This window comes from Nonomuraea thailandensis (assembly GCF_024172165.1).
GTDB lineage: Bacteria > Actinomycetota > Actinomycetes > Streptosporangiales > Streptosporangiaceae > Nonomuraea > Nonomuraea thailandensis.
In genome coordinates this window covers 768,014-790,924 of sequence record NZ_JAMZEB010000001.1, presented here as the reverse complement: position 1 = coordinate 790,924, position 22,911 = coordinate 768,014, and the positions used below count along the sequence as shown (strand labels likewise).

General features: G+C 68.6%; 20 protein-coding genes and 4 pseudogenes. 12 read left to right on the top strand and 12 right to left on the bottom strand.

What is annotated here, in order from left to right; translation table 11 throughout:
* Nucleotides 1-13: 13 nt before the first annotated feature.
* The 3 genes from HD597_RS03815 to HD597_RS03805 all read right to left on the bottom strand — a co-directional run bounded on the left by HD597_RS03815 (nt 14) and on the right by HD597_RS03805 (nt 3,477).
* Entirely contained in the window at nt 14-1,960 is a 1,947-nt protein-coding gene (locus HD597_RS03815; RefSeq protein ID WP_253740360.1) for a S9 family peptidase, read from the bottom strand.
* Nucleotides 1,961-2,206: 246 nt separating this feature from the next.
* Nucleotides 2,207-2,857, bottom strand: coding sequence for an alpha/beta hydrolase (locus HD597_RS03810; protein ID WP_276082683.1), 651 nt, complete (start codon nt 2,855-2,857; stop codon nt 2,207-2,209).
* Nucleotides 2,858-3,039: 182 nt separating this feature from the next.
* Nucleotides 3,040-3,477 (bottom strand): MarR family winged helix-turn-helix transcriptional regulator, encoded by a 438-nt coding sequence (locus HD597_RS03805; RefSeq protein ID WP_253740273.1) that lies wholly within the window; start codon nt 3,475-3,477, stop codon nt 3,040-3,042.
* A 474-nt stretch (nt 3,478-3,951) separates the two neighbouring features.
* Here HD597_RS03805 and HD597_RS03800 point away from each other — a divergent pair, with 474 nt between their 5' ends.
* The 3 genes from HD597_RS03800 to HD597_RS03790 are packed head-to-tail and all read left to right on the top strand — an operon-like array spanning nt 3,952 to nt 5,588.
* Nucleotides 3,952-4,473, top strand: a complete 522-nt coding sequence (locus tag HD597_RS03800) for an SRPBCC family protein (protein ID WP_253740272.1) — start codon at nt 3,952-3,954, stop codon at nt 4,471-4,473.
* A gap of 1 nt (nt 4,474) precedes the next feature.
* Entirely contained in the window at nt 4,475-5,218 is a 744-nt protein-coding gene (locus HD597_RS03795; protein ID WP_253740271.1) for an SDR family NAD(P)-dependent oxidoreductase, read from the top strand.
* Nucleotides 5,219-5,234: 16 nt separating this feature from the next.
* Nucleotides 5,235-5,588, top strand: a complete 354-nt coding sequence (locus HD597_RS03790; protein WP_253740270.1) for a VOC family protein — start codon at nt 5,235-5,237, stop codon at nt 5,586-5,588.
* Between the two features lie 264 nt (nt 5,589-5,852).
* Here HD597_RS03790 and HD597_RS03785 read toward each other — a convergent pair.
* A pseudogene (locus HD597_RS03785) lies at nt 5,853-6,980 on the bottom strand (IS701 family transposase); the annotation flags it as partial.
* A 99-nt stretch (nt 6,981-7,079) separates the two neighbouring features.
* Here HD597_RS03785 and HD597_RS66630 point away from each other — a divergent pair.
* From HD597_RS66630 to HD597_RS66620, 3 genes and pseudogenes are all read left to right on the top strand, one after another.
* Nucleotides 7,080-7,493 (top strand): transposase, encoded by a 414-nt coding sequence (locus HD597_RS66630; RefSeq protein WP_372513321.1) that lies wholly within the window; start codon nt 7,080-7,082, stop codon nt 7,491-7,493.
* Nucleotides 7,391-8,317 (top strand): annotated as a pseudogene (locus HD597_RS66625) (transposase); the annotation flags it as partial. The gene HD597_RS66630 and the pseudogene HD597_RS66625, both read left to right, overlap by 103 nt.
* A complete protein-coding gene (locus HD597_RS66620; RefSeq protein ID WP_372513344.1) occupies nt 8,263-8,607 on the top strand; it encodes a transposase in 345 nt (114 codons plus the stop codon). The pseudogene HD597_RS66625 and the gene HD597_RS66620, both read left to right, overlap by 55 nt.
* Nucleotides 8,608-8,666: 59 nt before the next feature.
* Here the strand turns inward: HD597_RS66620 and HD597_RS67235 are convergent.
* From HD597_RS67235 to HD597_RS03765, 3 genes and pseudogenes are all read right to left on the bottom strand, one after another.
* Nucleotides 8,667-8,789: pseudogene (locus tag HD597_RS67235) on the bottom strand (IS701 family transposase); the annotation flags it as partial.
* Between the two features lie 527 nt (nt 8,790-9,316).
* The gene (locus HD597_RS03770) at nt 9,317-10,300 is read right to left on the bottom strand and encodes a GlxA family transcriptional regulator (RefSeq protein WP_253740267.1); all 984 of its coding nucleotides are present in this window, start codon (nt 10,298-10,300) and stop codon (nt 9,317-9,319) included.
* A gap of 1,017 nt (nt 10,301-11,317) precedes the next feature.
* Nucleotides 11,318-12,010, bottom strand: a complete 693-nt coding sequence (locus HD597_RS03765; protein WP_253740266.1) for an MBL fold metallo-hydrolase — start codon at nt 12,008-12,010, stop codon at nt 11,318-11,320.
* Between the two features lie 109 nt (nt 12,011-12,119).
* Here HD597_RS03765 and HD597_RS03760 point away from each other — a divergent pair, with 109 nt between their 5' ends.
* Nucleotides 12,120-13,061: a LysR family transcriptional regulator gene (locus HD597_RS03760; protein ID WP_253740265.1), complete on the top strand. Its 942-nt coding sequence runs from the start codon at nt 12,120-12,122 to the stop codon at nt 13,059-13,061.
* Between the two features lie 455 nt (nt 13,062-13,516).
* Here HD597_RS03760 and HD597_RS03755 read toward each other — a convergent pair whose 3' ends face one another.
* Nucleotides 13,517-13,687, bottom strand: a complete 171-nt coding sequence (locus HD597_RS03755) for a hypothetical protein (RefSeq protein ID WP_253740264.1) — start codon at nt 13,685-13,687, stop codon at nt 13,517-13,519.
* A gap of 184 nt (nt 13,688-13,871) precedes the next feature.
* Here HD597_RS03755 and HD597_RS03750 point away from each other — a divergent pair, with 184 nt between their 5' ends.
* The 3 genes from HD597_RS03750 to HD597_RS03740 all read left to right on the top strand — a co-directional run bounded on the left by HD597_RS03750 (nt 13,872) and on the right by HD597_RS03740 (nt 16,058).
* Complete coding sequence (locus HD597_RS03750; protein WP_253740263.1) at nt 13,872-14,681, top strand: ATP-binding cassette domain-containing protein; 810 nt, start codon at nt 13,872-13,874, stop codon at nt 14,679-14,681.
* Nucleotides 14,682-15,144: 463 nt separating this feature from the next.
* Nucleotides 15,145-15,744, top strand: a complete 600-nt coding sequence (locus tag HD597_RS03745; protein WP_253740262.1) for a hypothetical protein — start codon at nt 15,145-15,147, stop codon at nt 15,742-15,744.
* Nucleotides 15,745-15,842: 98 nt separating this feature from the next.
* Nucleotides 15,843-16,058, top strand: coding sequence for a hypothetical protein (locus HD597_RS03740; protein ID WP_253740261.1), 216 nt, complete (start codon nt 15,843-15,845; stop codon nt 16,056-16,058).
* Between the two features lie 96 nt (nt 16,059-16,154).
* Here the strand turns inward: HD597_RS03740 and HD597_RS03735 are convergent, their stop codons facing one another.
* The 3 genes from HD597_RS03735 to HD597_RS03725 all read right to left on the bottom strand — a co-directional run bounded on the left by HD597_RS03735 (nt 16,155) and on the right by HD597_RS03725 (nt 20,052).
* Nucleotides 16,155-16,913, bottom strand: a complete 759-nt coding sequence (locus tag HD597_RS03735) for a class F sortase (RefSeq protein ID WP_253740260.1) — start codon at nt 16,911-16,913, stop codon at nt 16,155-16,157.
* 6 nt (nt 16,914-16,919) lie between these two features.
* Entirely contained in the window at nt 16,920-18,119 is a 1,200-nt protein-coding gene (locus tag HD597_RS03730) for a hypothetical protein (protein WP_253740259.1), read from the bottom strand.
* A gap of 547 nt (nt 18,120-18,666) precedes the next feature.
* A complete protein-coding gene (locus tag HD597_RS03725; protein ID WP_253740258.1) occupies nt 18,667-20,052 on the bottom strand; it encodes a tetratricopeptide repeat protein in 1,386 nt (461 codons plus the stop codon).
* 430 nt (nt 20,053-20,482) lie between these two features.
* Here HD597_RS03725 and HD597_RS03720 point away from each other — a divergent pair.
* Both HD597_RS03720 and HD597_RS03715 read left to right on the top strand, forming a co-directional pair.
* A pseudogene (locus tag HD597_RS03720) lies at nt 20,483-20,733 on the top strand (IS5/IS1182 family transposase); the annotation flags it as partial.
* A 267-nt stretch (nt 20,734-21,000) separates the two neighbouring features.
* Nucleotides 21,001-22,002: a hypothetical protein gene (locus HD597_RS03715; RefSeq protein WP_253740257.1), complete on the top strand. Its 1,002-nt coding sequence runs from the start codon at nt 21,001-21,003 to the stop codon at nt 22,000-22,002.
* Between the two features lie 179 nt (nt 22,003-22,181).
* Here HD597_RS03715 and HD597_RS03710 read toward each other — a convergent pair whose 3' ends face one another.
* Nucleotides 22,182-22,679 carry a transposase gene (locus HD597_RS03710; RefSeq protein ID WP_253740256.1) on the bottom strand — a complete coding sequence of 166 codons (498 nt, stop codon included), beginning with the start codon at nt 22,677-22,679 and terminating at the stop codon, nt 22,182-22,184.
* Nucleotides 22,680-22,911 lie beyond the last annotated feature (232 nt).

Genomic DNA, 22,911 nt, shown 5'->3' with positions numbered 1-22,911 from the left:
AGGAAGTCCGTCATCACGCCACCGAGTCCGGGCGCTTCCACTCCTGGCCGAGCACGTGCTGACCGAGGAAGGCCAGGACGGTCTCGTACCAGGCGACGATGTTGCCGGGCTTGAGGATCCAGTGGTTCTCGTCGGGGAAGTACAGGAACTTCGCGTCCACCTCGGTGCGCCGCAGGTCCCACCACAGCCGCAGCGCCTCGCCGATGGGCACCCGGTAGTCCTTGTCGCCGTGGATGACGAGCATCGGAGTGGTGATCTTGTCGAGGGCGTTGTGCGGCGACAGCAGCGAGTAGCGCTCGCCGCCGGGCAGGCCGAACTCGCGCTGCCAGTACATCGCGGCGTCGGTGGTGCCGGCGAACTGGTCGAGGTTCCACAGCGAGGCGTGCGTGACGATGGCCTTGTAGCGGTCGGTGTGGCCGGCCAGCCAGTTGGCCATGTAGCCGCCGAACGAGCCGCCCATCGCGGCGATCCGCTCGCTGTCGATGTCGTCCCTGGCCAGGGCGGCGTCCACGATCGCGTCGAGGTCGGCCTGGGTGCGCGGGCCCCAGTCGCCCCAGCCGCGATCGATCATCTCCTGGCCGTAGCCGGTGGACATGCAGGGGTCGGGCATGAGGACGGCGTACCCGTGCTGGGCCAGGATCCACGACTGCCAGCGCCACTGCCAGTCGTTCCAGGAGCCGAGCGGGCCGCCGTGGATGAACAGCACGAACGGCGCGGGGCTGGCGGCGGAGGCGCCCTCCGGCAGGGCCAGCCAGCCGCGGATCGTGGTGCCGTCGTCGGCGGTGGCGGTGACCTCGGTGAGCGTGCCGGTCACCTCCGGCCGCGGCGCGGGCGAGAGCAGGTCGGCGATCTCGCCGGTGGCGGCGTCGATCCTGGCCGGAGCGGGGGCGAGGTCGACCGCGCTGCGCAGGGCGTAGATCCAGCGGCCGTCGGGCGACGGGTTGAGGCCGAGGTAGGAGGCGTCGTCCTGGGTGAGCCTGGCCGGCTCCCCGTCCAGCGGGACCCGGAAGACCGGACGGCGGCCCTGGTGGTCGGCCGCGATGTAGACGGCCGAGGAGTCCGGCGCCCAGTCGACGTCCGAGGGCCACAGGCCCGGCGCGTAGGCGCGGCCCTGACCGGTGGCCAGGTCGGCGATCCACAGCTCGCTGTACGCCGAGACGTCGAGCGAGGTGAGCCGGTCGCGCGAGCAGGCCAGCCTGGCGCCGTCGGGCGAGATCGCCAGCGGCCCGGTGAAGTCGTGGGCCTCGTCGGACAGCAGCACGCGCCGCTCGCCGGTGGCCACGTCGATGGCGACCAGCTCGGTGCGCGACTCGCCCTTCGGCAACTGCACGCGCCAGGTGCTGATCACGGTGGTGCCGTCGGGGGTCAGCTCGAACCCGCCCTCGCGCAGCGCGTCGCCCGCGTCGGGGGTCAGGTCGCGCACGTCCTCCAGGCGGTCGGCGCCGAGCCTGGCCGCGAACAGCCTGGGCCGGCCGGGCCCGAGGTCGTGGTCCCAGTAGCGGACGGGGTAGCCCTCGTGCAGGATCGCGCTGATGCCGGCCTCCTTGCGGGCCTTGCGCTTCTCCTCGTCGGCCGACTCCTCGCCGTCGAGCACGTCGGAGACGAACACGACCACGTCGCCGGCCGTGCGCACGCCGCCGATGCCGCCGGGCCGGGTGGCCACCTGGCGGGCCTCGCCGCCCGCCCGGGGCAGCAGCCATAGCGCGGGCACCTCCTCGCCGGGCTCCTTGGCGGTCGGGTCGGGGCGGGCGGAGGTGAACAGCACGTCGCCCGCGTCGGTGAAGACGGCGGCGGACTCGCCCTTGGCCGAGCGCGTCAGCCGGTACGGCTCGCCGTCCAGCGGGACGGCCCAGAGCGCGGTGCCGAACGACTTGCCGTCGGGATTGAGGGACTGAACGGTGGAGATCAACCTGGAGCCATCAGGCGAAAGCCGCAGAGAAAGGACCCGGGGAATGGCCACATAGTCACGAATGTCGTTGAATGCGCTCACTCGATCGAACCGAGCTTCCAGGAGAAGCCGCCGACACTCCCGCTCCTTGGTCTCCCGCCGGGCTGCCTGGCGTGAAAGACGGTCGGTCGGGACATCGATCCGCTCGCTGCCGCCCCCTTCCGGCCGCGACGGGGCCCTGTCTCCGCACCCTGCCCAGCCGACGATCGGACCGCCTTCGGTCCTGCTCTGGTCAGGCCGGCGGTGTGGGCGGGAACGTCACAGAAGGAACGCCAGAGCCCGCTCGGCCACAACGGAAGCCGATTTCCCTTCGGGCCCGAAATGGTCGAGGCCGTCCAAGGTTTCGAGCGTGGCGTGAGGGAGGGTATCGCGTACGGCGGCGAACTCCTGTCTGCTCGCATCGGAGCTGCGACCACCGCAAAGGAGCAGCACCGAAGCGGTGACGGCCGAGAACGCGGCAAACCGGCCCTGCTGGGCAGCGATCTGCTTGTGCTCGGCCAGATTGGCCTCCAGAAGGGGCCGCATCCGCAGCCAGCTCTCCTCCCGGAAGCCGACCCGCAACGCCAGGCGCAGATACCAGAAGGGAAGCTTGCTCACAAAAGCCGGCGCGCCGCCCGAGCCCCTGATGAAGTGAACGAACGCGCCATAAGGATCGCCGGCGGTCAGCCGCTCCCGGTAAGGCGCCATCCAGCCGATGGGGACAGGAGCAGCGGGAACTCCGGGTTCATACACCGCGATGCGCTCGAACACCTGGAACGACCGTGCGGTCTCAAGGACGACGAGTCCGCCGTAACTGTGACCGAACGCCAACCGCGCCCCGGTCTCGGCCTGGACGGCAAGGAGATCGTCCACTTCCTTCGTGAGGTGTACTGGGCTCCCTGAGGGCCGCTGGCACCGCGCCCCCGCCATTCGAGGAGATGCACGGTGAACGAGCGGGCCCATGCGGAGGCCAGCGGAAGGTAGTCCTGCGAGGTGCGCAGGGCGCCGCCGAGCACGATGAGGCCCGGCTCCCCTCGTCCGATAGCTGATCGGCGTGCCGTCAGCTGACGAGACAGCGCACTGGCGCGTTGGTGGGGTCTGGATGCTCTGGTTCACCTGGCTTCCTCCCGCTCCATCCGGTCCAGCGTCGCCCGCAACTGCGCGGTGTGCTCTGCGTACTGCTCGTACGGCACGCCGCTGAGCGCCACGAGCGAGGCCAGCCGTTCTTCGAATCCCTGCTGGACTGAGGCCACCAACTGCTTTCCCTTGTCTGTGAGGCTCAGCCGCCGCCGGTGCCCTCCGCCCGGGTCAGGCTGGACGTCGAGAAGGCCTTCGGCGGCGAGGACAGCGGTCATCCGGCTTATCGACGGCTCGGTCACGCCGAGGCAGTCGGCAAGGGTCCGTTGTGTTGAGGCGCCCAGCTCCCCGACCAGGGTCAGCGCCAGGAAGCGGCTGTAGGACACGTTGGACTGCGCCCGCAGGATCCGATCGGCGGCCCGGTCCAGGCGGGCGGTGAGTACATGCAGGTCGAAACTCAGGTTGCGTTGCACCCCCATAACTTAACATTGCAACTTAGAATTGCAAGTTAGTTGTGGTGAGCTTGGCGACGCGGCCGCTCCCGGCCGAGGAGCTCGGCAACCAGCGGATAGCCGGACAGCTCACGGAACAAGCCCTGGAAGGGTATGTCCGCGACAGCCTTCTCCACGGCGGCGGCGCCGTCGCGTTCGGCCGCGTCCGCGAGCTTCGCGTACCGTTCGGCCTGCCGCGGCGATCGGCGTCCAGCCGTACGGGCCGGCATCCTCGTGCGCCCAGCGGTCGTGCGTCATGCCGTGCGCACACAGCGTCGGCGGCCCTTGTTCTTCCGATGTCCAAGCCGTCGTGATCCCTCGAACCGTGGTGGCTCCGTCTCGTCGTTCACGCATTCATGCCTCCGGGGGTGCAGCGCGGCTGGGCTTTGCCCGGCATGTAGGAACCCTGGCGAGAGTGCTTGCGTCATGCAAGCTAATGGCCGTACAGTCGCTTGCATGACGCAAGCCACTCAGCAGCAGCACTACACCACCACCGTCGTGGTGGACAAGACCCCTCAGGAAGCGTTCGAAGCCGTCACCAACGTCCGCGGGTGGTGGTCGGAAGACGTCAAGGGCGTCACCGATCAGGTCGGCGCCGTGTTCTACCACCACTACAAGGACGTCCACCGCGCCACGATCCAGATCACGGAGCTCGTGCCCGGCCGGAAGGCCGCCTGGCGCGTCCTGGACAACCATTTCAACTTCGTCACCGACCAAGCCGAGTGGATCGGCACCGAAGTCGTCTTCGACATCATCGAGAAGGACGGCGGCGCCGAGGTCCGCTTCACCCACAAGGGCCTGGTCCCGCAGTACGAGTGCTACGACGTGTGCTCCAACGCATGGAGCGGCTACATCGACGGCAGCCTCCGCAACCTGATCACCACAGGCAAGGGACAGCCCAACCCCAAGGAGGACGGGGACATCCCGGCCCACCAGGACGCCGCCACCGTGGCCCGCACCGGGTCGGCGGGTGCCTGAGATGACCGACCTCACAGGCAAGAACATCCTGGTCACCGGCGCCAACCGCGGGATCGGGAGGGCGCTGGTCGAGGAGGCCCTGCGCAGGGGCGCCGCGCGGGTGTACGCGGGCACCCGCGCCCCCTTCGCTCACCCCGACGCCCGCGTTACGAACCTGATTCTTGACGTGACCGACGCGGCACAGACGCAGAAGGCCGCCCAGACGATCACGTCACTCGACATCCTCGTCAACAACGCCGGTGCGGCACTGTACGACGCGCTCGACGACCCCGCCGTGCTCGAACACCACCTCGCCGTCAACCTGTACGGCACACACCGCATGACGCAGGCCTTCCTGCCGCAGCTGGTCAGTTCGAGCGGCGCCGTCGTCAACAACCTGTCGGTAACGGCCTTCGCCCCGTTGCCCATGATTCCGGCCTACTCGATCTCGAAGGCTGCCGCGTTCTCCTTGACGCAGTCGCAGCGGGCTCTGCTCGCAGGCCAAGGCGTACGGGTACATGCCGTCTTCATCGGCCCGACCGACACCGACATGTCACGCGACTTCGACGCCCCGAAGGCCGCGCCGGAATCGGTGGCCAGCGCCATCTTCGACGGCGTGGCGAACCACGAGGAGGACATCTTCCCCGACCCCATGTCGCAGACCATGGCCGCCGGCTGGCGTAGCAGCCCGGCCAAGGCGCTGGAGCGTGAGTACGCCGGCGTCGGCTCTCAGCCCGAGCCCGGTACCGCACCCACCCCTGTATGACACCACGGAGATCTTCATGACAATTCTGACCCCCGGTAGCCTTCTGCTCGGCAGCACCCAGCCCGAGGAGCTGCGCGAGTGGTACCGCAACGCGCTCGCACCGGAACTCCAGGGCGAGGGCCCGCTCGACCTTGGCGGTTTCCTGCTGGTCATCGAGCGGCGCGACGACGTCGAGGCCAAGAACGACGAGCCGGGCCGATCCATCCTCAACTTCCACGTCGACGACTTCGACGCCGCCGAGAAGCAGCTCCACGCGGCCGGCGTGGACTGGCTCGTGCCCGTCGAGGACCGCCCCTTCGGCCGCTTCGGCACCTTCGCCGACCCCGACGGCAACTACCTCCAAATCATCCAGCTCAAGGGCGACGCCTAGAACCAGCCCAGACGGCCACCGGCTTCTCCGTACCCAGGTTGATGCCGGTGGCGGGGCGGGGCTGATCGTGGATGAGAGCGGGTTCGTCAAGTAGGGCAACCGGTCGGGTGGAGATCTGCCGGCTTGTGATCTAGAGCTGGATCTTGTTGTGGCGTAACCATCGTTTCCAGTAGTGGCTGCTGCGGGCTTGGTGGGTGCGGCGGTGGTGTGACCAGGCCAGGGCGCGGTGCAGGATGTGGCCGACGGGATGAGTGGCGGCGCTGGTCAGATGTGCCAGGAGACGCCGGATCTCGGCTGGGGTGAGGGCGACCAGGCCGCACGTTCATTGGGGGCGTGCGCGGCGGTGACGGCGAGATAGGCGTGGGCGAGCATCGCTAGGGTGATGTGGCGGTGGCAGCCGTCGTAGCGGCGGACCTGGTACTGGGCCCAGGCCGACTTCATTCGTGGCGGACTGGAAGCACTCCTCGATGGCCCAGCGGGAGCCGGCGATGCGCACCAGCTCATTCAGCGGGGTTCCCGCAGGTCCGAAGCACAGGTAGAAGGCCAGTTCCAGCTCGCCTTGGTCGTTCGGTGTGAGACTGCGGCGCACCAGCAGCCACCGCTGGAAGCCGCCGGGTCCGCCCAGGTAGTCGTCGGGGTGGGGCGGCAGGGTCGCCATCGCCCAGTCATACAACCTCGGCCCCTTGGCCCCATCGCCTGCTGACAGGCGTTTCCATGCCTGCTCAGGGGCGTCGGAGGTCACCGCGTCGGCTCGTGAGCCGGTGTTGCCGTAGCCAATGCCGGTGCCGAGCGACTGGTTCCTGGGTACGGTGACGACGTACCCGATCTTGTGTTTCTTCAAGTGCAGGCGAAATTTGTGATCCTGGCCGTATGCCTCGTCCGCGCTCACCCACGAGGCGGGCACAGCGCCGTCCAGCGCCCGGTCCAGCATCGCCGTCGCCAGCGCCGGCTTGGTGGCGAACGGCACGCTGGCCGGGATGCCGGCCTGCACACACCGGGCTCGATCACCGGTCCATGACTCCGGCAGGTACAACTCGGCATCGAGTAGCACCCGCCCATGCGCGGTTGCATACGCGAGAAACACCCCGAGCTGGCAGTTCTCCACCCGGCCCGCGGTGCCCGAGTACTGCCGTTGTACCCCGGCCGAGCGGGTGCCCTTCTTGATGAATCCTGTCGCGTTCACGATCAGTACATCGCCCGGATCACCCAGCTGCTCGACCACATATCACGCAGGTCAACACGGACATCCCGGGGATCCCAGCGAGCATTGTTCAGCAGTCGCTGCATCCGATGAGGCTGGGCATCGCCTGCGGCCTCGGCCAGTTGCCAGCCGTTCTTGCGCTCCACCGGCGCTAGGAATGTCTTGAAGATCTTGGTGGCCTGGTCAGGTGGAGTTTCGGGATTCAGACTCGGGTTGTGATGGGTCGTCGGAGGGTTGCGGCCGGGCCTGAGGTGTGGGTTGTGTGCCGGGAGATGATTCCGGCCGGGAGCGTGTTCGCGTTTCTGGCCGGGCGTCGGCGGGTGTTGTTTCCGCCGCAGATGTTCGCGGACATGTACGCGCCGGTCAAGGGGTGTCCGTCGGTGCCGCCGGGGCTGCTGGCCACGGTGGTGGTGCTGCAGGCGCTGCATGGGCTGTCGGATGAGGAGGCGGTCGGGGCGCTGCGGTTCGATCTGCGGTGGAAGGCCGCCTGCGGGCTGGGCCTGTATGACCTGGGCTTCGATCCGTCGCTGCTGACCTGCTTCCGGCGCCGGCTGGCCCGCTCGCCGGCCCCGGGACCCGGATCTTCGGAGCTGTTCGCGCCGTGGCGGAGCAGAGCGGGGTGCTGGCCGGCCGGACGCGGCGGGCGCTGGATTCGGCGGTGCTGCTGGATGCGGTCGCCACCCAGGACACCATCACCCAGCTGATCGCCGCGATCCGCCGGGTGGCCCGCCTGGTGCCCGGTGCGAGCGCGCTGGTGGCGGCGCACTGTCACGCGCACGACTATACCGACCCGGGCAAACCGAAGATCGCCTGGGACGACGAGGAGGCCAAGTCCGCCCTGGTGAGCGGCCTGGTCACGGACGCGCTCACCCTGCTCGACCACCTGAACGGCCAAGACCTGGACGAGCCGGCCGAGCACGCGATCGGCTTGCTGGCGCTGATCGCCGGCCAGGACGTCGAGCCCGCCGACGGCTCCGATGCACCGACGGCCGGTGGCGGATCGCCCGCCGCACCGCCCGCCGCACCGCCCCTGATCGGATCATCCCCGGTCGATCCCGAGGCCCGCCACATCCACAAGAGCGGCCAGCAGCGTGACGACGGCTACAAGGCCCACCTGGCCGTGGAGCCGGAGACCGGCCTGTTCACCGCCGTCGCCCTGCGCCCCGGCGCCGGAGCCATCCACCACGAGACCGCCGTCGCGCCCGGCCTGCTCGCCGCCGAGCGCGGAGTGCTGCAGATCCTGGCCGATGCCGCTTATGCCGCCGCCGGCCTGCGCGCCGCCCTCACCGATGCCGGGCACCGGCTGCTGATCAAGCCGCCCGCGCTCAAGCCCGCCGTGATCGGCGGGTTCACCCTGGACGACTTCGCCATCGACACCACCGCCGGCACGGTCACCTGCCCGGCCGGGCATACCGTCCCGCTCGCCGCGGCCGGGGGCCGTTACCAGCAGCGCCGCGTCACCTTCACCGGATTATGCGCCGCCTGCCCGCTGCGCGAACGGTGCACCACCGCCAAGACCGGCCGGGTGCTCACCATCCGCCCCCACCATCAGTTGCAGGCCGCCGCCCGCCACCAAGCCGCCACCAAGCCGCCACCGACCCCGCCTGGCAAGACGACTACCGACGCTGGCGGCCCATGGTGGAGCGCGCCGTCGCCTGGCTGGTCGCCCGCGGCAACCGCCGCCTGCGCTACCGCGGCACCCCTGCCAACGACCGCTGGCTCCACCACCGCGCCGCCGCCCTCAACCTCCGCCGCCTGATCAACCTCGGACTCACCCACACCAACGGCATCTGGACACTCATCCCGATCACTGCATAGCAAGAGGGTGAGCCAGCCCACGCCGACCCACCCACCCACCAAGATCTTCAAGACACTCCTAGCAATCCGACCAGGTACGCCCAAGCCTGCCGGCGCGGCTCCACCCGACCGAAGAGGCTGGCCACCCGCGCGAACAGCTCATCCAGCCCGGCCGCCCACGACTGGAGATCCTCAGACGTCACCACATCCGACACGGATCCGACTACAGATCACAAAACATGACTGTAGTAGCGACGCCGCATCTGACCAGCGCGGTCACGCCACCCCATCAGCTGGATTCTGCAACGCGCCCTGTCCTGGTCACACCACCGGCGCATCCGCCAAGCCCGAGCCCGCAGCAGGCACTCCTGAAACGCCGATGGGGTGCCTGACAATTCGGCGTGCCGGAGGATGCGAGCGGCAAGGGTGACGCCGGCGAGGTAGCGGCCAGCTCGTCGAAGCGGGCGGCGATGCCACGACATCATTTAGGACTTGCCGATGCAGCGTTTGCCTCCGATCCGCGCGCCGGGTCGGGTGCGGGGACGGCGCGCGGACGGTGAGTACTGCCGGTTCCACCGGCAGCCGGGAGTTCACCGGCAGCCGATGAAACGGTGTGCGGGCGGGACGGGCGCCAGAGGAACTGGACCGACAGCATCATCGGCCGCGTCCGTGACCGGCAGCGCCCCGAATCGCCGAGAAACTCTCACACGGCGTTCTCCTCACGACCTCCTTACAACCGACCGAAGAGCCTCATCTCATCGACGAAGCGCTGGCGTTGGCGGTACTCGGTGGGCGAGATGCCATGACGCTTCACAAACTGGGTGCGCAGTACACCGTTGGACCGGAAACCTGCTTGTCCCGCGACCTCCCGGATCGACAAGGTGGTCGTCTCCAGCAGTTCTTCGGCGAGGTCGAGCCTTTGATCGGTCAGCCAGGCGTAGGGTGTGGTACCGATCACGGCCTGGAAGCGGCGAGCGAAGGTACGGGCGCTCATCAAGGCCTCCCTGGCCAGTTCATTGACCGTCAGAGGCTGGCTCAGCCGGGCCCGGGCCCAGACGAGCAGATCGGCTAGGCGCTTGTCCTCGTCGTGGATATGTGACCGGGTGCCGGTCTGCGTGGAGCTGGGAACATATTGTGCCTGTCCGCTCTCGCGACGCGGTGACACCATCCAGTCCCTGGCCACGGCGTTGGAGACGGCCGCTCCGTGTTCGCGACGCAACAGGTGCAGGCACATGTCGATGCCGGCGGCCGCGCCCGCGCCCGTGACGATCTGGCCTTGGTCGACGAACAGAGCGTCGGATTCCACCGTGATCCCCGGGTGGCGCTGGGCCAGGAAGGCGGACAAGTGCCTGTTGGTGGTGACATGCAGGCCGTCGAGCAGGCCGGTTTCGGCGAGCAGGAACGTGCCTGAGCAGTAGGCGGCGAGGAGGGCTCCCCGGTGGTGCGCGTCGGCGAGCGCCCGGTTGACGACCGCTGGCAGGGTCAGTGGCCTGCGGTCACTGGGCAGCACGATGACCAGGTCGGCGCCCACCATCGCCTCAGGCCCGTGTTTCACCTGGAGGCACATGCCGAAGTCGGTGCTCATGACGCCCGACTGGTCGGAGCAGACGGAAAAGTCGAATCGGGGCAGCCCCATGTGGCTGCGATTGGCGAAGATCCCGCTGACGGCGCTCAGGCCGAACGCGCTGACTCCGGATGGAGCGTAGGCGACCACTGATCGGAAGGGGGTCCGCGCCTTCCTGGCGGATGAGCCACGTGGCTGACGGCCTTCCTGAGGCCCTCGCGGTAAATAGGCTCGATTGACAGGGGACCGCGGTAGTGATCCGTCCATGAGCACCGTTGAGTCTCCTTCCATGCGAGCTTGAGATCACTGGCGAAGGTTGCTGATCGCGGCGGATCGGCAACGGCTCGGCTCCTCCCGGGCGCGCGGTGAGCCTGCTGAGGAGGTCACCGCGCGCCGGGTGGGTGTGTGCGACGCGCGCCGACTCGGCAGCGGGGCCGGCTCCGGCGGAAGGTGGGTAAGACGCTTGGGGCTCTGTCACCCTCATGCGTCGGATGAGGCGAAGCCGTAGCTGACGTTGCCCACGCTCGAGTGCCTGCTGTCAGGCGTCATACCGGTTTCCGGGCCGCCTGATGCGGCCGTTGCGCCACGACGCGGCAGCAGGACAGGTGTGCGGTGCTCTTCCACGATCACTCCCCCAGCTTTGGAACATCAGTTCCCCTCAGGGGTAATGCGGGTGGGTTCTTCCATCCGCATGGCCCCCTGGTGACTCACATTCCTGCCAACCGGTGTCGTTCTGGCGTCGTTTCGCTGTCGTCTGGTAATCCGAAATCCCGGATTTCGGCCGCCGGTACGCCGCCGGTACGCCGCCGGCGCGTCTCCGCGCCCTTCCGGCCCGGCTGCTTCCAATGGCGGCGCGATGCGCGCAGGGCATACACCTGCGGCCTCTGGCCAGTCGCCGAGCCTCGCTGGGGGCTGGGCTCGCAGCGGACTTCTCGGCCTGCTGCCGATCCCCGCACTCAACTCCGGCCGGTGCCCCCGCGGACGCCGGAGCCGGGCGGGGGTGGCCGGTTAGCGGCTCTGGCGCCACGGTAGGCGGGACGGATGTGCCTTCCCCGCCGACGTTGGCGCTTCGGGTCCTCAGATGATCCGGAAAGGTACCCCCAGCGGACGTCCGCAGTATCTCCCGAGGGACGATATGACGGCGGCGGAATCGGCGCCAGCCGGGGCTCAAGAGTCCGTGGGGACCTTCATCATGGCGGTGTGGGCGTCGAGGATGGGCTCGCCGTGGCCGACGCAGGCCAGCGCCGTGTCGATTTCCGCCAGCCGGCGGAACGATCGGAGCATCTCGGCCCGGTCGAGGTTGAATACGCCGGGCATGACCTGCCCGTTGACGTGTGCGACGGTGTCGCCGGTGAAGAGCACGTCGGCGCGTGGCAGGTGGACGGCGATGCTGCCGTCGGTGTGACCGGGGGTGTGGATCACCCGGGCGCCGCCGCCGAAATCGATCAGGTCACCGTCCTGCAGCTCGCGATCCACCCGGCACGGGGGTGCGGGCGGCAGCAGGTGAGCGCCGAGGCTGCGGTGCAGCGCGCGCTCCTCGTCCGTGAAGAGCGGCGGCGGTACGGGACGATCGCCGCGGATCACCGGCGCCTCCAGCCGGTGGGCCAGCACGCTGACCTCCCCCCAGCCGGCGATCTCGGCCGCGCCACCGCTGTGGTCCTCGTGGAAATGGGTGAGCACCACGCGCTTGACGTCTGCCTTGCGGAACCCCAGATCTTCGATCGCGGTCGCGATCTCACCGCCAGACGTGGCGATGCCGGTATCGACCAGCGTGAGCGCGCCCGCGTCGTTCCACAGATAGGCCTGGCCGAACTCGAGCAGCAGCATGTGCAGCTCAGGACGGATTTCCACGATCTTCATGTCGGTACCCCCTTTGACAGCAGCCAGCCAACACGGGCGAGGCCGGTGATGTCCAACAGCCATCGTGGCCACATTGACAACCAGTGGTTTTGAATCCACGCTGATGGTCATGGAAGCGGACATTGAGGGCCTGCGCGCGTTCATCGTCACCGCGGATGAGCTGCACTTCGGGCGGGCCGGCCAGCGGCTGTTCATCAGCCAGCAGGCGTTGTCGAAGCGGATCCGCCAGCTGGAACAGGCGCTCGCGGTGCCGCTGTTCGCGCGGACCACCCGCGCCGTGCAGCTGACCGAGGCGGGGCGGCTGTTGCTGCCGCACGCCGTCGAGGCGGTGGCCGCGTTCGACCGGGCGATCGGCGCAGTCCACGTGGCGAACGAGCCGCTGCGGGTGGACGTGTACGACGAGCGGTTCACTCCCTTGCGGCTGGTGCGCCGGGTGAGCGAGCTCGACCCCCGGGTACGTGTCGAACTCGGCATGCGCCAGGGCCTGTCACCGGCGTTGCCGGCCCTGCGCCGCCAGGAGATCGACGCGGCGTTCGGCCGGGTCCACGACACACCTGCCCCGTGGCCCGCCGAACTGGCGTACCGGCTGGTGCATCTGGAACCGATCCACGCCTTCGTCCCCAAGGACCACCGCCTCGCGGACAGGACCGTGCTGCGGCCCGCCGACCTGCGCGAGGTGGGCATCGCGATGCCCGACCCGGCGGGCGCAGCGGAGTGGCGCGGCTACCTTCAACGGCTGGCCACGCGGTTCGGCATGCCGCTGCGGTTCAACGCCCCGGCCATCGGCCAGCGGCATCTCGTGGAGCAGTTCCTGATGGAGAAGGCGGCGGTGGGGCTCGGCGAGATGAGCATCGACGCGGCCGGCACGGGCCTGCGCCGCATTCCGATCGTCGACCCGACACCGCTCCTGCCCTGGTCGGTGGTCTGGCACCGGCGCAATCCACGACCACTGCTCCGCACCCTGCTGAAACATCTGCCGGCACCCGAGCTTCCGTCGCACTCCGATGCGCGGGTCTGGGTCCCGCAGGTGGATCTGACCCCTTTGCCGTGAAGGGCGCATCGTCCGGCGCCGCAGCCCCGCCCACACCACCACGCCGCACGCCGTCAATCGCGCCCGCCGCGCATCCGCTTGAATCCACGCCGCGGCCGCTGCGGGAATCACCGCCGACGCCAGCGCCTCCCGCTGGACGGCACGCCTGCGTGTTCGATACGCCCCCATCCCACACGCCGCCCAGCAATACCGCCGCCGCGCCGTGGACCCGGTCGGAAACGGTCGCCTGCTCCTGCGCACCTTCGAGCCTTGCCTGCCACAGGGCCATTCTCGGCCACCACCCAGGCGACGACCGGCGTGCTCGTCCTCTTCAGGTCCGAGCCGGGATGCTGTCTGGTGAGTTGGTTGCCGAGCGAGCCTCCTTACCTTGGCCGTCCTTCGGTGGGAAGCGACGCGATCAAGAGGAGGGGCCTGCAACCCGCGGCAGAGTTACGTGATCGACTTCCAGATCGGGCTTAGGAGATGGGGATGCCGTCAAAGGCGCCGGACAGGAACAGGTGGGTGGAGAACGGCATCCAGGTCAGCGGTACCTCGTGAGTGCGCCCGCCAGTCTCAGCGCGGAGCGTGGCGGTGGCACCGCCGTCCGGGGTGAGCTTGATCGGTCCGCTGAGCTGCAGGTCGCGCACGAACCGCGCCTCATTGAGTGTGATGTCCTGGCCGAAGGTGACCTGACCACCGCCGCGGTGGCGAAGGTGGCCGCGAGAACCCGCCGCTGGGCGAGGCTGAGCCTGCGGGCCGGAAACGGCGGCACGTCCCCGACCTGCTTGGGGAACGTGCCGAGGGCGCGATAGTTCTCGCCGGTGCTCGGTGGTGACACTGCTGGCGGCCCCGTACCTTGTTCGATCCGGCCAGGCGACGGTGGGAGAGATCCTCGGCGCGGTGACCTATCTGATCTCTGGCCTCGAACTCGCGCTGCGGCTCGTTGTCCAGGTGGTGGGTAACGCGGCGCTCCAGCTCTCCGTCGTGCTGCGCCGTCTTGCGGACGCCTCGGCCGAGCCGGTGTCCGTGACCACGGACACCGGCACCGTGTCCCCGCACGGCGCCGAAATCCGGCTCGAGGGAGTGACGTTCCGCTACGGCGCACTGGCGACGCCCGTCGTGGCAGGGCTCAGCCTCACCATCCCGGCGGGTGAGCACCTGGTGATCGCCGGCCCCAGCGGCATCGGCAAGTCCACGCTGGTCAATCTCGTCGCCGGCCTGGAGCGGCCAGAGCTCGGCACCGTGCACATCGGGGGGACGGAGGTCAACGATCTCTCGCCGGTCTGGTTGCGCCGGGCGATCGTCCTGGTTCCGCACGAGTCGAACATCTTCGCCGGGACCTTGCGGGAGAACCTCACCTACCTCGCTCCCGACGCGGATGACCCCGAACTTGACCACGTTGCCGAGTTGTTCGGGCTGGGCGAGGTCGTGGCGCACGTGGGCGGTTACGACGGTGACATCCGGCATGCAGACGACCTCTCCAGCGGGCAACTCCAGCTCGTCGCCCTCGCCCGTACCTACCTTTCCCGGGATGCTCGTGTCGTGATCCTCGACGAGGGCACCTGCCACCTGGATCCCTCGGCCGAGGCGGGAGCGGAAGCCGCGTTCGCCGCCCGAGGAGCCATGAGCTGCCGAGCTTGAAGGCGACCGTGCGATAGTCGTCGCAGTAGACGGCACCGGAGTCCGCCTTGCGGCTGATGCCGCAGTAGGAGCCCGTCACGAACTTGAGACGAGGGGCCTCGAACCCACCGCGGGGCAGGGGGACCTGACGTGACTGAATCGGCCCCTCGTGCTTGTGGCGACAACGCGCAGCCCCGCAAGGCCCGATCGGATTTCCACATAAGCAGGCTCCGAACGAGCTAGAGATCTACAATGTACAGGCGCCTGCTTGAAAAGCCACACCGTAGGCCACACCGTAGAGCGCAGTGGCTCTCGAACCCTCCGACGCTCCAAAAGCCCCGATGCCATCACAAGTGACGGATGCGTGTGGCTGCCGGCGCCGCTAGAGTTCGCGATCATTGAACCCGTTCTCGCGAGTCGTGGCTGCCTGAGCCCGAACGCGGGAGCGGCCGACAGGTCGAGTTTGAGGCAATGGGGGAGAGGCGTGGCCAGCCAGAGCAGGGGACGGCCGGGCTGGATGGATGTCGGCGCGCTTGAGGAGCGGCTGGTGCGTGCCTGGGATTCCGGTACGTTCCCGCCGGCCGAGGTTCTGCTGGCCATCATGACGCTGGCCGCTGTGCCGCGTGCGCTGGGTGTGCGACTGGCCGCTCATCTGACCGGCGGCGTCGTGGTCGGTCCCGGGGCCGTGCCGGATCTGCGCGGGTTTGAGGAGTTACGTGGTGTCGAGCTGCCGGTGCAGCAGGGAGGTTGGGAGCGCAGCGCCGGCGTGTACGACCCCAACCGGCGCAGGATCGGAGTCGGGAGTGTGCCTTCTCCTTCGGTGAGCGTGGCGGGCCATGAGCTCGGGCATGCCACCGACCACCTGGACGGGATGCCGTCACGTGGCGAGTTCTGGGCCGGGCTTCACGCGCTTCGCGCGGAGCACTTGGCCCCTCCTTACCAGCAGGACGTGGCCGAACTCTTCGCTGAGGCCTTCGCGTGCGTTCTCACCAGGCGTGCGCGGCGACTGATCATGCTGTTCGGCGACGAGTACGCTGCCCAGCAGGCCTATGGGTGGCTCGCGGGCCGTTACGGGATCGGGTGAAGGGCTTCCCTCGCGATCTTGGGCCCGCGCGCGATCTCGGGCCCGCGCGCTATGCTGGGGGAGGGAAGGTGACGTGTGGGACGGAAGGGACGCTGCTCATGACCGCCATCATGCTGGCCGGCGGGGTTCTTCGCGTCGCTGAGCCGACCACGCTGCCGGACGGGACACGGGTCGAGGGGACCCGCGACATCGCTCCCGGCGCTCCGGAGTACGACGACTGGTTGCCGTTCGCCATTCCCGAGGAAGCCGCCTGGCGCGGGGACCACGACGACACGGCGATCCTCGCGCGGTGGCGCGCGGCCGCCAGCGCCTGATCCGTTCGCAGGTTCGCGAGGCCGGGTTCGGTAGGGAGCCGAGCGTTCTCCCCCGTACCACGTCCTCGTGGTGGTGGCCTGCCCTGGCGGCCGTGCTCAGCTTCGGTGGGAGCCCGTCATCGTCGCGTAGATGATGATGTTGTCGGTGTAGTGGCCGGTGGTCCGGTCGTAGTCGCCGCCGCAGGTGATGAGGTGGAGCTGGGCGTTGTCCCGAGGCCCGTACACGCGCTGCGTCGGGAAGGCCTTCTTGTCCGCCTGTTCCACACCGCCGACGGTGAAGACCGCTGTGGTCTGGTCCTGACGTTCGACCTCGATGACGTCGCGGTTCTTGATCTCCTTCAGCCGGGCGAACACACCGTTGCGGGCACGCGTGTCCTTGTGCCCGAGCAGTACGGCCGGCCCCGCCTCGCCGGGGGTGGACATGTTCCGGTACCAGCCGACCAGGTTGACGTTGTCGGCCGGGGGGACCTCGATCGTGCCGTCCTTGGCCAGGCCCACCGATTTGATCGGCGCGTCGATGCCGAGTTTCTTGATCACGATTCTTGTCGGGGTGGAGGGCAGCATCGGGGATGCCGGTGTGATCTGCGGCAACGGCGGCGGCACGTCGGCCGGCGCCTGGAAGAGGGCCTGTTCCGGCTGGCCGTTCTGGTTCGGCTGCGCCTGCAGGTTCAGGGTGTCCCTGGTGCTCCGCAGGCCGTACTCGCCGGGGGACTGCAGGACGATCAGCAGCCCCGCCGCCACCGCCGCCACGCCTGTGACGGCGGCCAGGATCAGGACGGTCCTGAGCGCGGCGCCACCCCTGTCAGGTGGCGGAGCCGGGGCGGGCCCACCGCTGTACGGGTCATGACTCCACATTTCGCCTCAGCCCTTGCGGGAACGGCGGCGGGTGAGCAACCCGCCGATCGCGGCGGCGGTGACCAGGCCGGCGCCGGTCAGGATGAACAGCCGTCCGTCAGGTCCCATCGTGCCACCGGCCCCGGTGTCCGCGGATCCCTTGGGCGTCCGGGACTTTCTCGGCGCCGGGCTCTTGGCCGGCGGGGTGACGGTCACCGTGGTGGTACGGGTCGTGGTGGGGGTTTCACTGGGTGACGGGCTCGGACTGGCCGAGCCGCCGGCCACCGAGAAGGTGTACGTCTTCAGGCCGGTGGTCGCGGCGGTGCACTTGATCACCGGTGAGGTCGAGGTGGTGCCGATGGCGAGGTCGCCCGCGGTCAGTGACACGGTCCCTGTCGTGGTCGGCTTGATTTTGATGGTGACGCTGGGCAGTGTGGTGATGTCCGAGCCGGCCGTGACGCTGAGTGGGGCCCCGCCCGTCGCGGTCGCGGGGGAGCCCGCGCCGCTCGCCTTGATGGTGGCGAAGAGCTTGGCGCCTGTGAGGGTGAGTCCGCTGGGGGGTTCGAGGGGGTCGCCGGTGCTTTGAACGGTGCCGGTCCAGGTGATCGGGACGTCGGCGTTGGCCGTGGCGTTGGTGGGCGTGGTCATGACGACCTTGACGTCCAGTTCGGCGCGGTAGCCGGTGGCGCTGGGGACGGTGCAGTCGTAGGTGACGATGGCGTCATCGGTGTCGCCGCCGCCCGTGCCGATCGGCACGTCCAAAGTTTCGGTGGACGTCGTGGTGCAGGTCGTAGCGGTGGTTGAGGCGCTGGCCAGGGCCAGCTTCAGTTCGCCGGGCTTGACACTGACCTTCGCCGTTGTCCCGGTGGCCGCCGTGATCCGGTACGTGACGTGGCCGGCGGGCACGGCGGTCTGTCCGGTGGTGACCGTCGCTCCTGGCTTCGCGGCGGTGTCCGAACTGGTGCCCCCCGTCGGTGTGAGGGCCAAGGCCGCCTGCACGGTGGTGGCGGCGGCTGGCGCGGTCGCCAGCGTCAGCGCCGGGATGTTGACCGTCAGGTCGAAGGTCTGGCCCGCCGTCACGGAGTCAGGTGCGCTGAGCCCCACCGTGATCGAGGTGTTCGTGAACGGTGACCCGCTACAGGTGTAGGTGAACTGCTTCGTCACCGCCGCCGAAGCCGGCAGTGCCGTCATGAACATGGAGCACATGAGGATGACGAGCGTCCCCATGAATCCCGACGCAGATGTGGTGCGGGACGGGCGATACCTCCCCTGAGGCATGAGTTTGGGTTCCCTTCCTTATACGAAAGATGTCGATAGTCGTGCGGCGACTCCGGCCGTTCAGCACACCACTCAGCGCGGCTTCGGCCACGTCGGGCGATGCCATGGCCGCCGATTATCGGCTTTCAGCTACGGCGCATGACAGCTTCACTTCTGCCGGCACGCGCGTCCACCGGCAGGGCCGGACAGACGGCGGATGTGCGGCATGCGCCTGCCCAGGCAGCCCCTACCAGGGATTTCCCCCGTTTCCATCGCTATGGAGAGCGTTGCTGGTAGCGTCCCAGTCTCCTGCGCCTTGCCGCGCAGCGAGCCCGCTTCCTGCCGCTCCTGGCGAACTGCCGCCTGACCGTCTCGTCGGAGATCCCGGCCAGGCCGTCGAGCGCGATCCTCAGCCCGTTGCCTCTTTGCGCGGTTCCAGCCTGTTCGATTTGTGCCGACGCCCATCGGACTCTTCGTGATGGGGCAGGGCCTTCGCCCGGTGGGCACGCTCCTGTGCCTACCGGTTTTCACGGATGAATTCCGATTCGTCCAACGCCTGCCTTGCTTCTTTCTCCCGGCCCAGTTCCGAGAGGCTCACGGCGAGGTTGTTCAGTGAATCGGCGAGGTCGAGGCGGTAACGATCGGGGTCGGCCGCCGTCAGTTGCCTGCGGATGGCGACAGCCTCCCGCTCAGCGTTCAGGGCCTCGCTCGACCTGCCGAGCTCCGAGAGGGTCACGCCAAGATGGGTCAGCACGGTGGCGAGACTGGCACGATGACGATCCGGGCCGGTGGCCGCGAGTTGTCTCAAGAGATCGACGGCCTCTTGTTCGGCGGCCATGGCCTCGGCCCAGCGGTCGCCTGCCGACAGCGCCGCACCGAGGCTCATCAGGGTAGTGGCGAGGTTGGGCAGGTGCCTCTCGGGGTCGGTCCTCGCCAGTCGCCGGAGGATGGCGACCGCCTCTTGCCCGGCACGCACGGCTTCGGCAGTGCGGCCCAGATCCGAGAGCCTTGCGCCGAGGGCCACCAGGGAAATGGCGAGGTGGAGGCCGTGATGGTCAGAGCCGTTCGCCGCCAGCCGGCGGCGAACGGCGACGGCTTCGCGCTCCACTTCGAGTGCGTCGGCGGTGCGGTCGAGTGCCGCGAGGGTCAGGCTGAAGTTGGTCAGTACGTCCGCGAGATCGAAGCTGTATCGGTCGGGATCGGCCGTGGCCAGCTCCCGATGGATGACCACGGCTTCCTCCTCCACGGGCAGGGTTTCGGCCCAGCGGTCGAGGTCCGTGAGCTGCGCGCCGACGTTGAGCAGTGCTGTCGCGAGATCGGCCCGGTAAGCGCCGGGGTCCGTGGCGGCCAGTTGCCGGAAGAGGGCCACGGACTCCTTGCCGGCGTCGAGCGCCCCACCCAGGCGGCCGAGTTCCGCGTACGTCACAGCAACGCTGCTCAGAGTCTTGGCGAGGTCGGGAAGGTGGCTCTGGGGATCGGCCGCCACCCCCTGCCAGAGGATGTCGACGGCTTCTTCCTCCACGGGCAGGGCTTCGGCCCAGCGGTCGAGCGCGGACAAGGTCGCACCCATGCTGGCCAGGGCCTTGGCGAGGTCGGCACGGTGGGTGTCGGGGTCGGCCGCGGCCAGTTCGCGACGGATGGAGACCGCCTCGTGCTCGGCGGCCAGGGCGTCAGCCGGACGGTCCAGCTCCGAGAAGGTCACGCCGATGCTTGCCAGGGCGTCAGCGAGAAGCGGCCGAAAGGTGCCCGGCTCGATGGCGGCGAGGCGCCGGTAGATGGTGACGGCCTCCTGCTCGGCAACGAGCGCTTCCGCCGCGCGATCCAGCTCCGAGAGCCGTATCCCTTGGTCGAGCAGTGCCCGAGCTCGCGCGCTCATGACCGCCTCATCCGGGGCCTCGGCCACGGTCCACCTCTCCATTGATTTCAGGCAGCAACCGCTGCGATATCACCATGGCTCGCCGCCTGATCCGTGAAGCGGAATCTGGAGATAGGCCATCGACATCCTCCAACAGCTGCGAGCGGCGCAGCGAGGAGAAAATCTGCAATTGTTCGCCGATTTCCTGCCACGGCGACCGGCTCCTCGTGACACCGCGTCCTCGATGGAGCCCTGCAAGGCCCCGGAGACGCCGACGTGCCGGGCGGCGCGACGAGGCATTCGGGCGGGCGTAGCCCACTCCCTGGTCAGGGGTTGCAGCGTCAGTAGTGACGCCCTTACACGGCCCCACTCGCCCTCCAGCGGCGACAATGTGTAAGTAGATCGCGTTGAAGTGCGAAGGGCGGATGTACGCCGTCATACCTCGGTAGTGGACAACGTCATGGAGACCTGGACCTCGGGACGCCTGCGCACCCGACCTCACAGCCTGGCTGCGGACAAGGCCTGCTCCTCCCGCGCCAATCAGCTCCACCGGCGCCGGCGCCGGCGCGGCCCGTCGGCTTCGACGCCGAACGCTACAGGGTCCGTAACGTCGTTGAACGGGCGATCAATCGGCTGAAGAACTTCCGCGCCGTCGCCGCGCGCTACGACAAACGCGCCTGCATCTTCCTCGGCACCGTTACCCTGGCCGCCCTGATCATCTGGCTCCGCACCCGATCTAAGAAGCAGTCCCTCGACCAGCGCCGCGATCGTGCACGATCACTCGGGACGGGTGACGGTTTCAGGCCGCAGGTATGAGAAGTCGGCCGACGCGGTCGCCTTGCGCCAACCCTCACAAGATCAACAGATTCCCGGCGTTCTTTTTGGCAGGAAACGGGCGAAATTGGCGTTGTTCAGAGGCAACAGGAAGGGCTCTTGGGCGGCAGGCTGGTGATATGCCGTGCGATCCTCGCGGCATATGGGGAACAAGGAGGGGCCTTGCGGGATCGCAACGAGCATGCGGTCAAGCGGACGACTGTGGTGTCGCTGCTCGGGTTCACCGCCGGGATTCTGGTGGCCGGGGCGCTCTTAGGGGTGTCTGTAGTGCGGACCGCACAGAACGATGCGGATGCGACCTTTCGGACGATCGCGGCGGTTCACGGGCTCTACGTCGATGACGACGACAAGGTCGTCCTTGCGGATCTGGCCTGGACCGATGCGAGGGGAAGGGCCCACGTCACTGTGGTACAGACGGGCGAAGATCAGGCACTGGAGCTCAACGACATTCTGCAGATCCGTGCCGATCCTCTCGGGACCGGCGAGCTGGTCTTTCCCCTGAGGGATGCCTTCCCCTACCCGGGAGACCAGTCCCGGCTCGCTTTGCTGGTCGTACTCGTCTCTTTCGTGGTCATGCTGCTGGCGCTGGCTGTGCGACTGCAGCTCAACCTGCGTGCCGCCCGTGCGCCGGAGCGCTCATGGCGGGCTACCTCCTTGCAGGTGGGGTTCACCCCATTCGGTCGGCTCCGTCCCAATCAGTATGCGACCTATCTGGTGCTGTTGTCCGAATCGGACGACAAGGCGCGGTGGGTACAGCGCATGTATTGGGACCCCGCCGTAGATCACATGCGCGCAAACGCGTGGGTGAAGGTGCGCATGGGCACCGGACTGACGCGCAGGGCGGTCGTGATCTTGCCCGACGGCACTCGCCTATGGCCGGCAGGCTCCCTGCGCAGCGGTTTCCCGTGGCGGTGGGACAAGGAGGGACGACGTCGGCCGGCCACCGTCCGTTACCGACTCCCCAGACCGCTACTGGTGTTCATAGGCGTTGCGGGGGGAGCGGGCCCGCTCTGGCTGGATGTCGGGCCTTCCGCTGCATGTGCCATGGGAGCCCTGATGGGGGCGGGCATGTTCTACGCCTGGGGCTGGTTCGGTGGGGAGCCCGTATACGCGTCCCGCTCCCTGAATGCATCGTCAGGGCTACAGAGGCTGAGTGGGCGTTGAGTCCTGTCTGGTTCCGGGTTCAGGTGCCGCGCCAGGTGGGGGTTCTGGCCGGTGAGGTGTTGGGTGATGAGGTCGATCATGGCGATGTGGATCGTGGCTTCGGAGTGGTCGGGCCGGGTTTCGTAGTTGCGGGTCAGGTGGCGGTGGAGCATGAGCCGGCCGAGGGTGCGTTCGGCCGCTCAGTGGCGGGGCGGCGGGGTGAAGTCTCTGGTGGCGGGGTCGCGGGTGGCGACTTCGATGTCGATGCCCGCCTTGGCGGCGCCGTTGATGACGGTGGTGCGGTAGGCGTTGTCGGTCTGGGCCTTGGTGAGGGTGGGCTGAGCTGCGGCGATTGTGGCCAGGAGAGGTGATCCGGCGGCGCTGTCGGACACGCTGGCGGCGGTTATGAGGACCGCTACCAGCAGGCCGAGGGTGTCGGTGACGATGCTGCGCTTGCGGCCGGCGATCTTCTTGCCGGCGTCGTGGCTCTGACTGGCGGCTGGGACGTTGGTGGTGGTCTTGATGCTCTGGGTGTCGATCATGTCGGCTGTGGGTTCGGGGTTGCGTCCCGCCGCGGTGCGCACGTGGCGGCGGAGCAGGCTGGTGAGCTGGTCGAAGATGCCGTCTTTCTGCCAGTGCGCGAAGGAGGCGTAGACGGTCTGCCAGGGCGTTATGTGCGGCAGGTAGCGCCAGGGCATGTCGTCGGCCGGGCGGCCTACCCTGGACGCCCTGGTGCCGGGTGAACTACCACCCCGACCAATGCGGCCGCGACGCCGAGCATGAGCACGTGGTCTGGCAGAAGGGCGAGGAGCTACGCCGCGCCCGGGTGAAACGGCCCTCGGGGAAGGTGAGCACGGTTCCCGCTTCGACAAGGGACCCGACGACGAGATCGCGATCTGCGTCGCCGCCGACACCTTCGACAACGCCTGG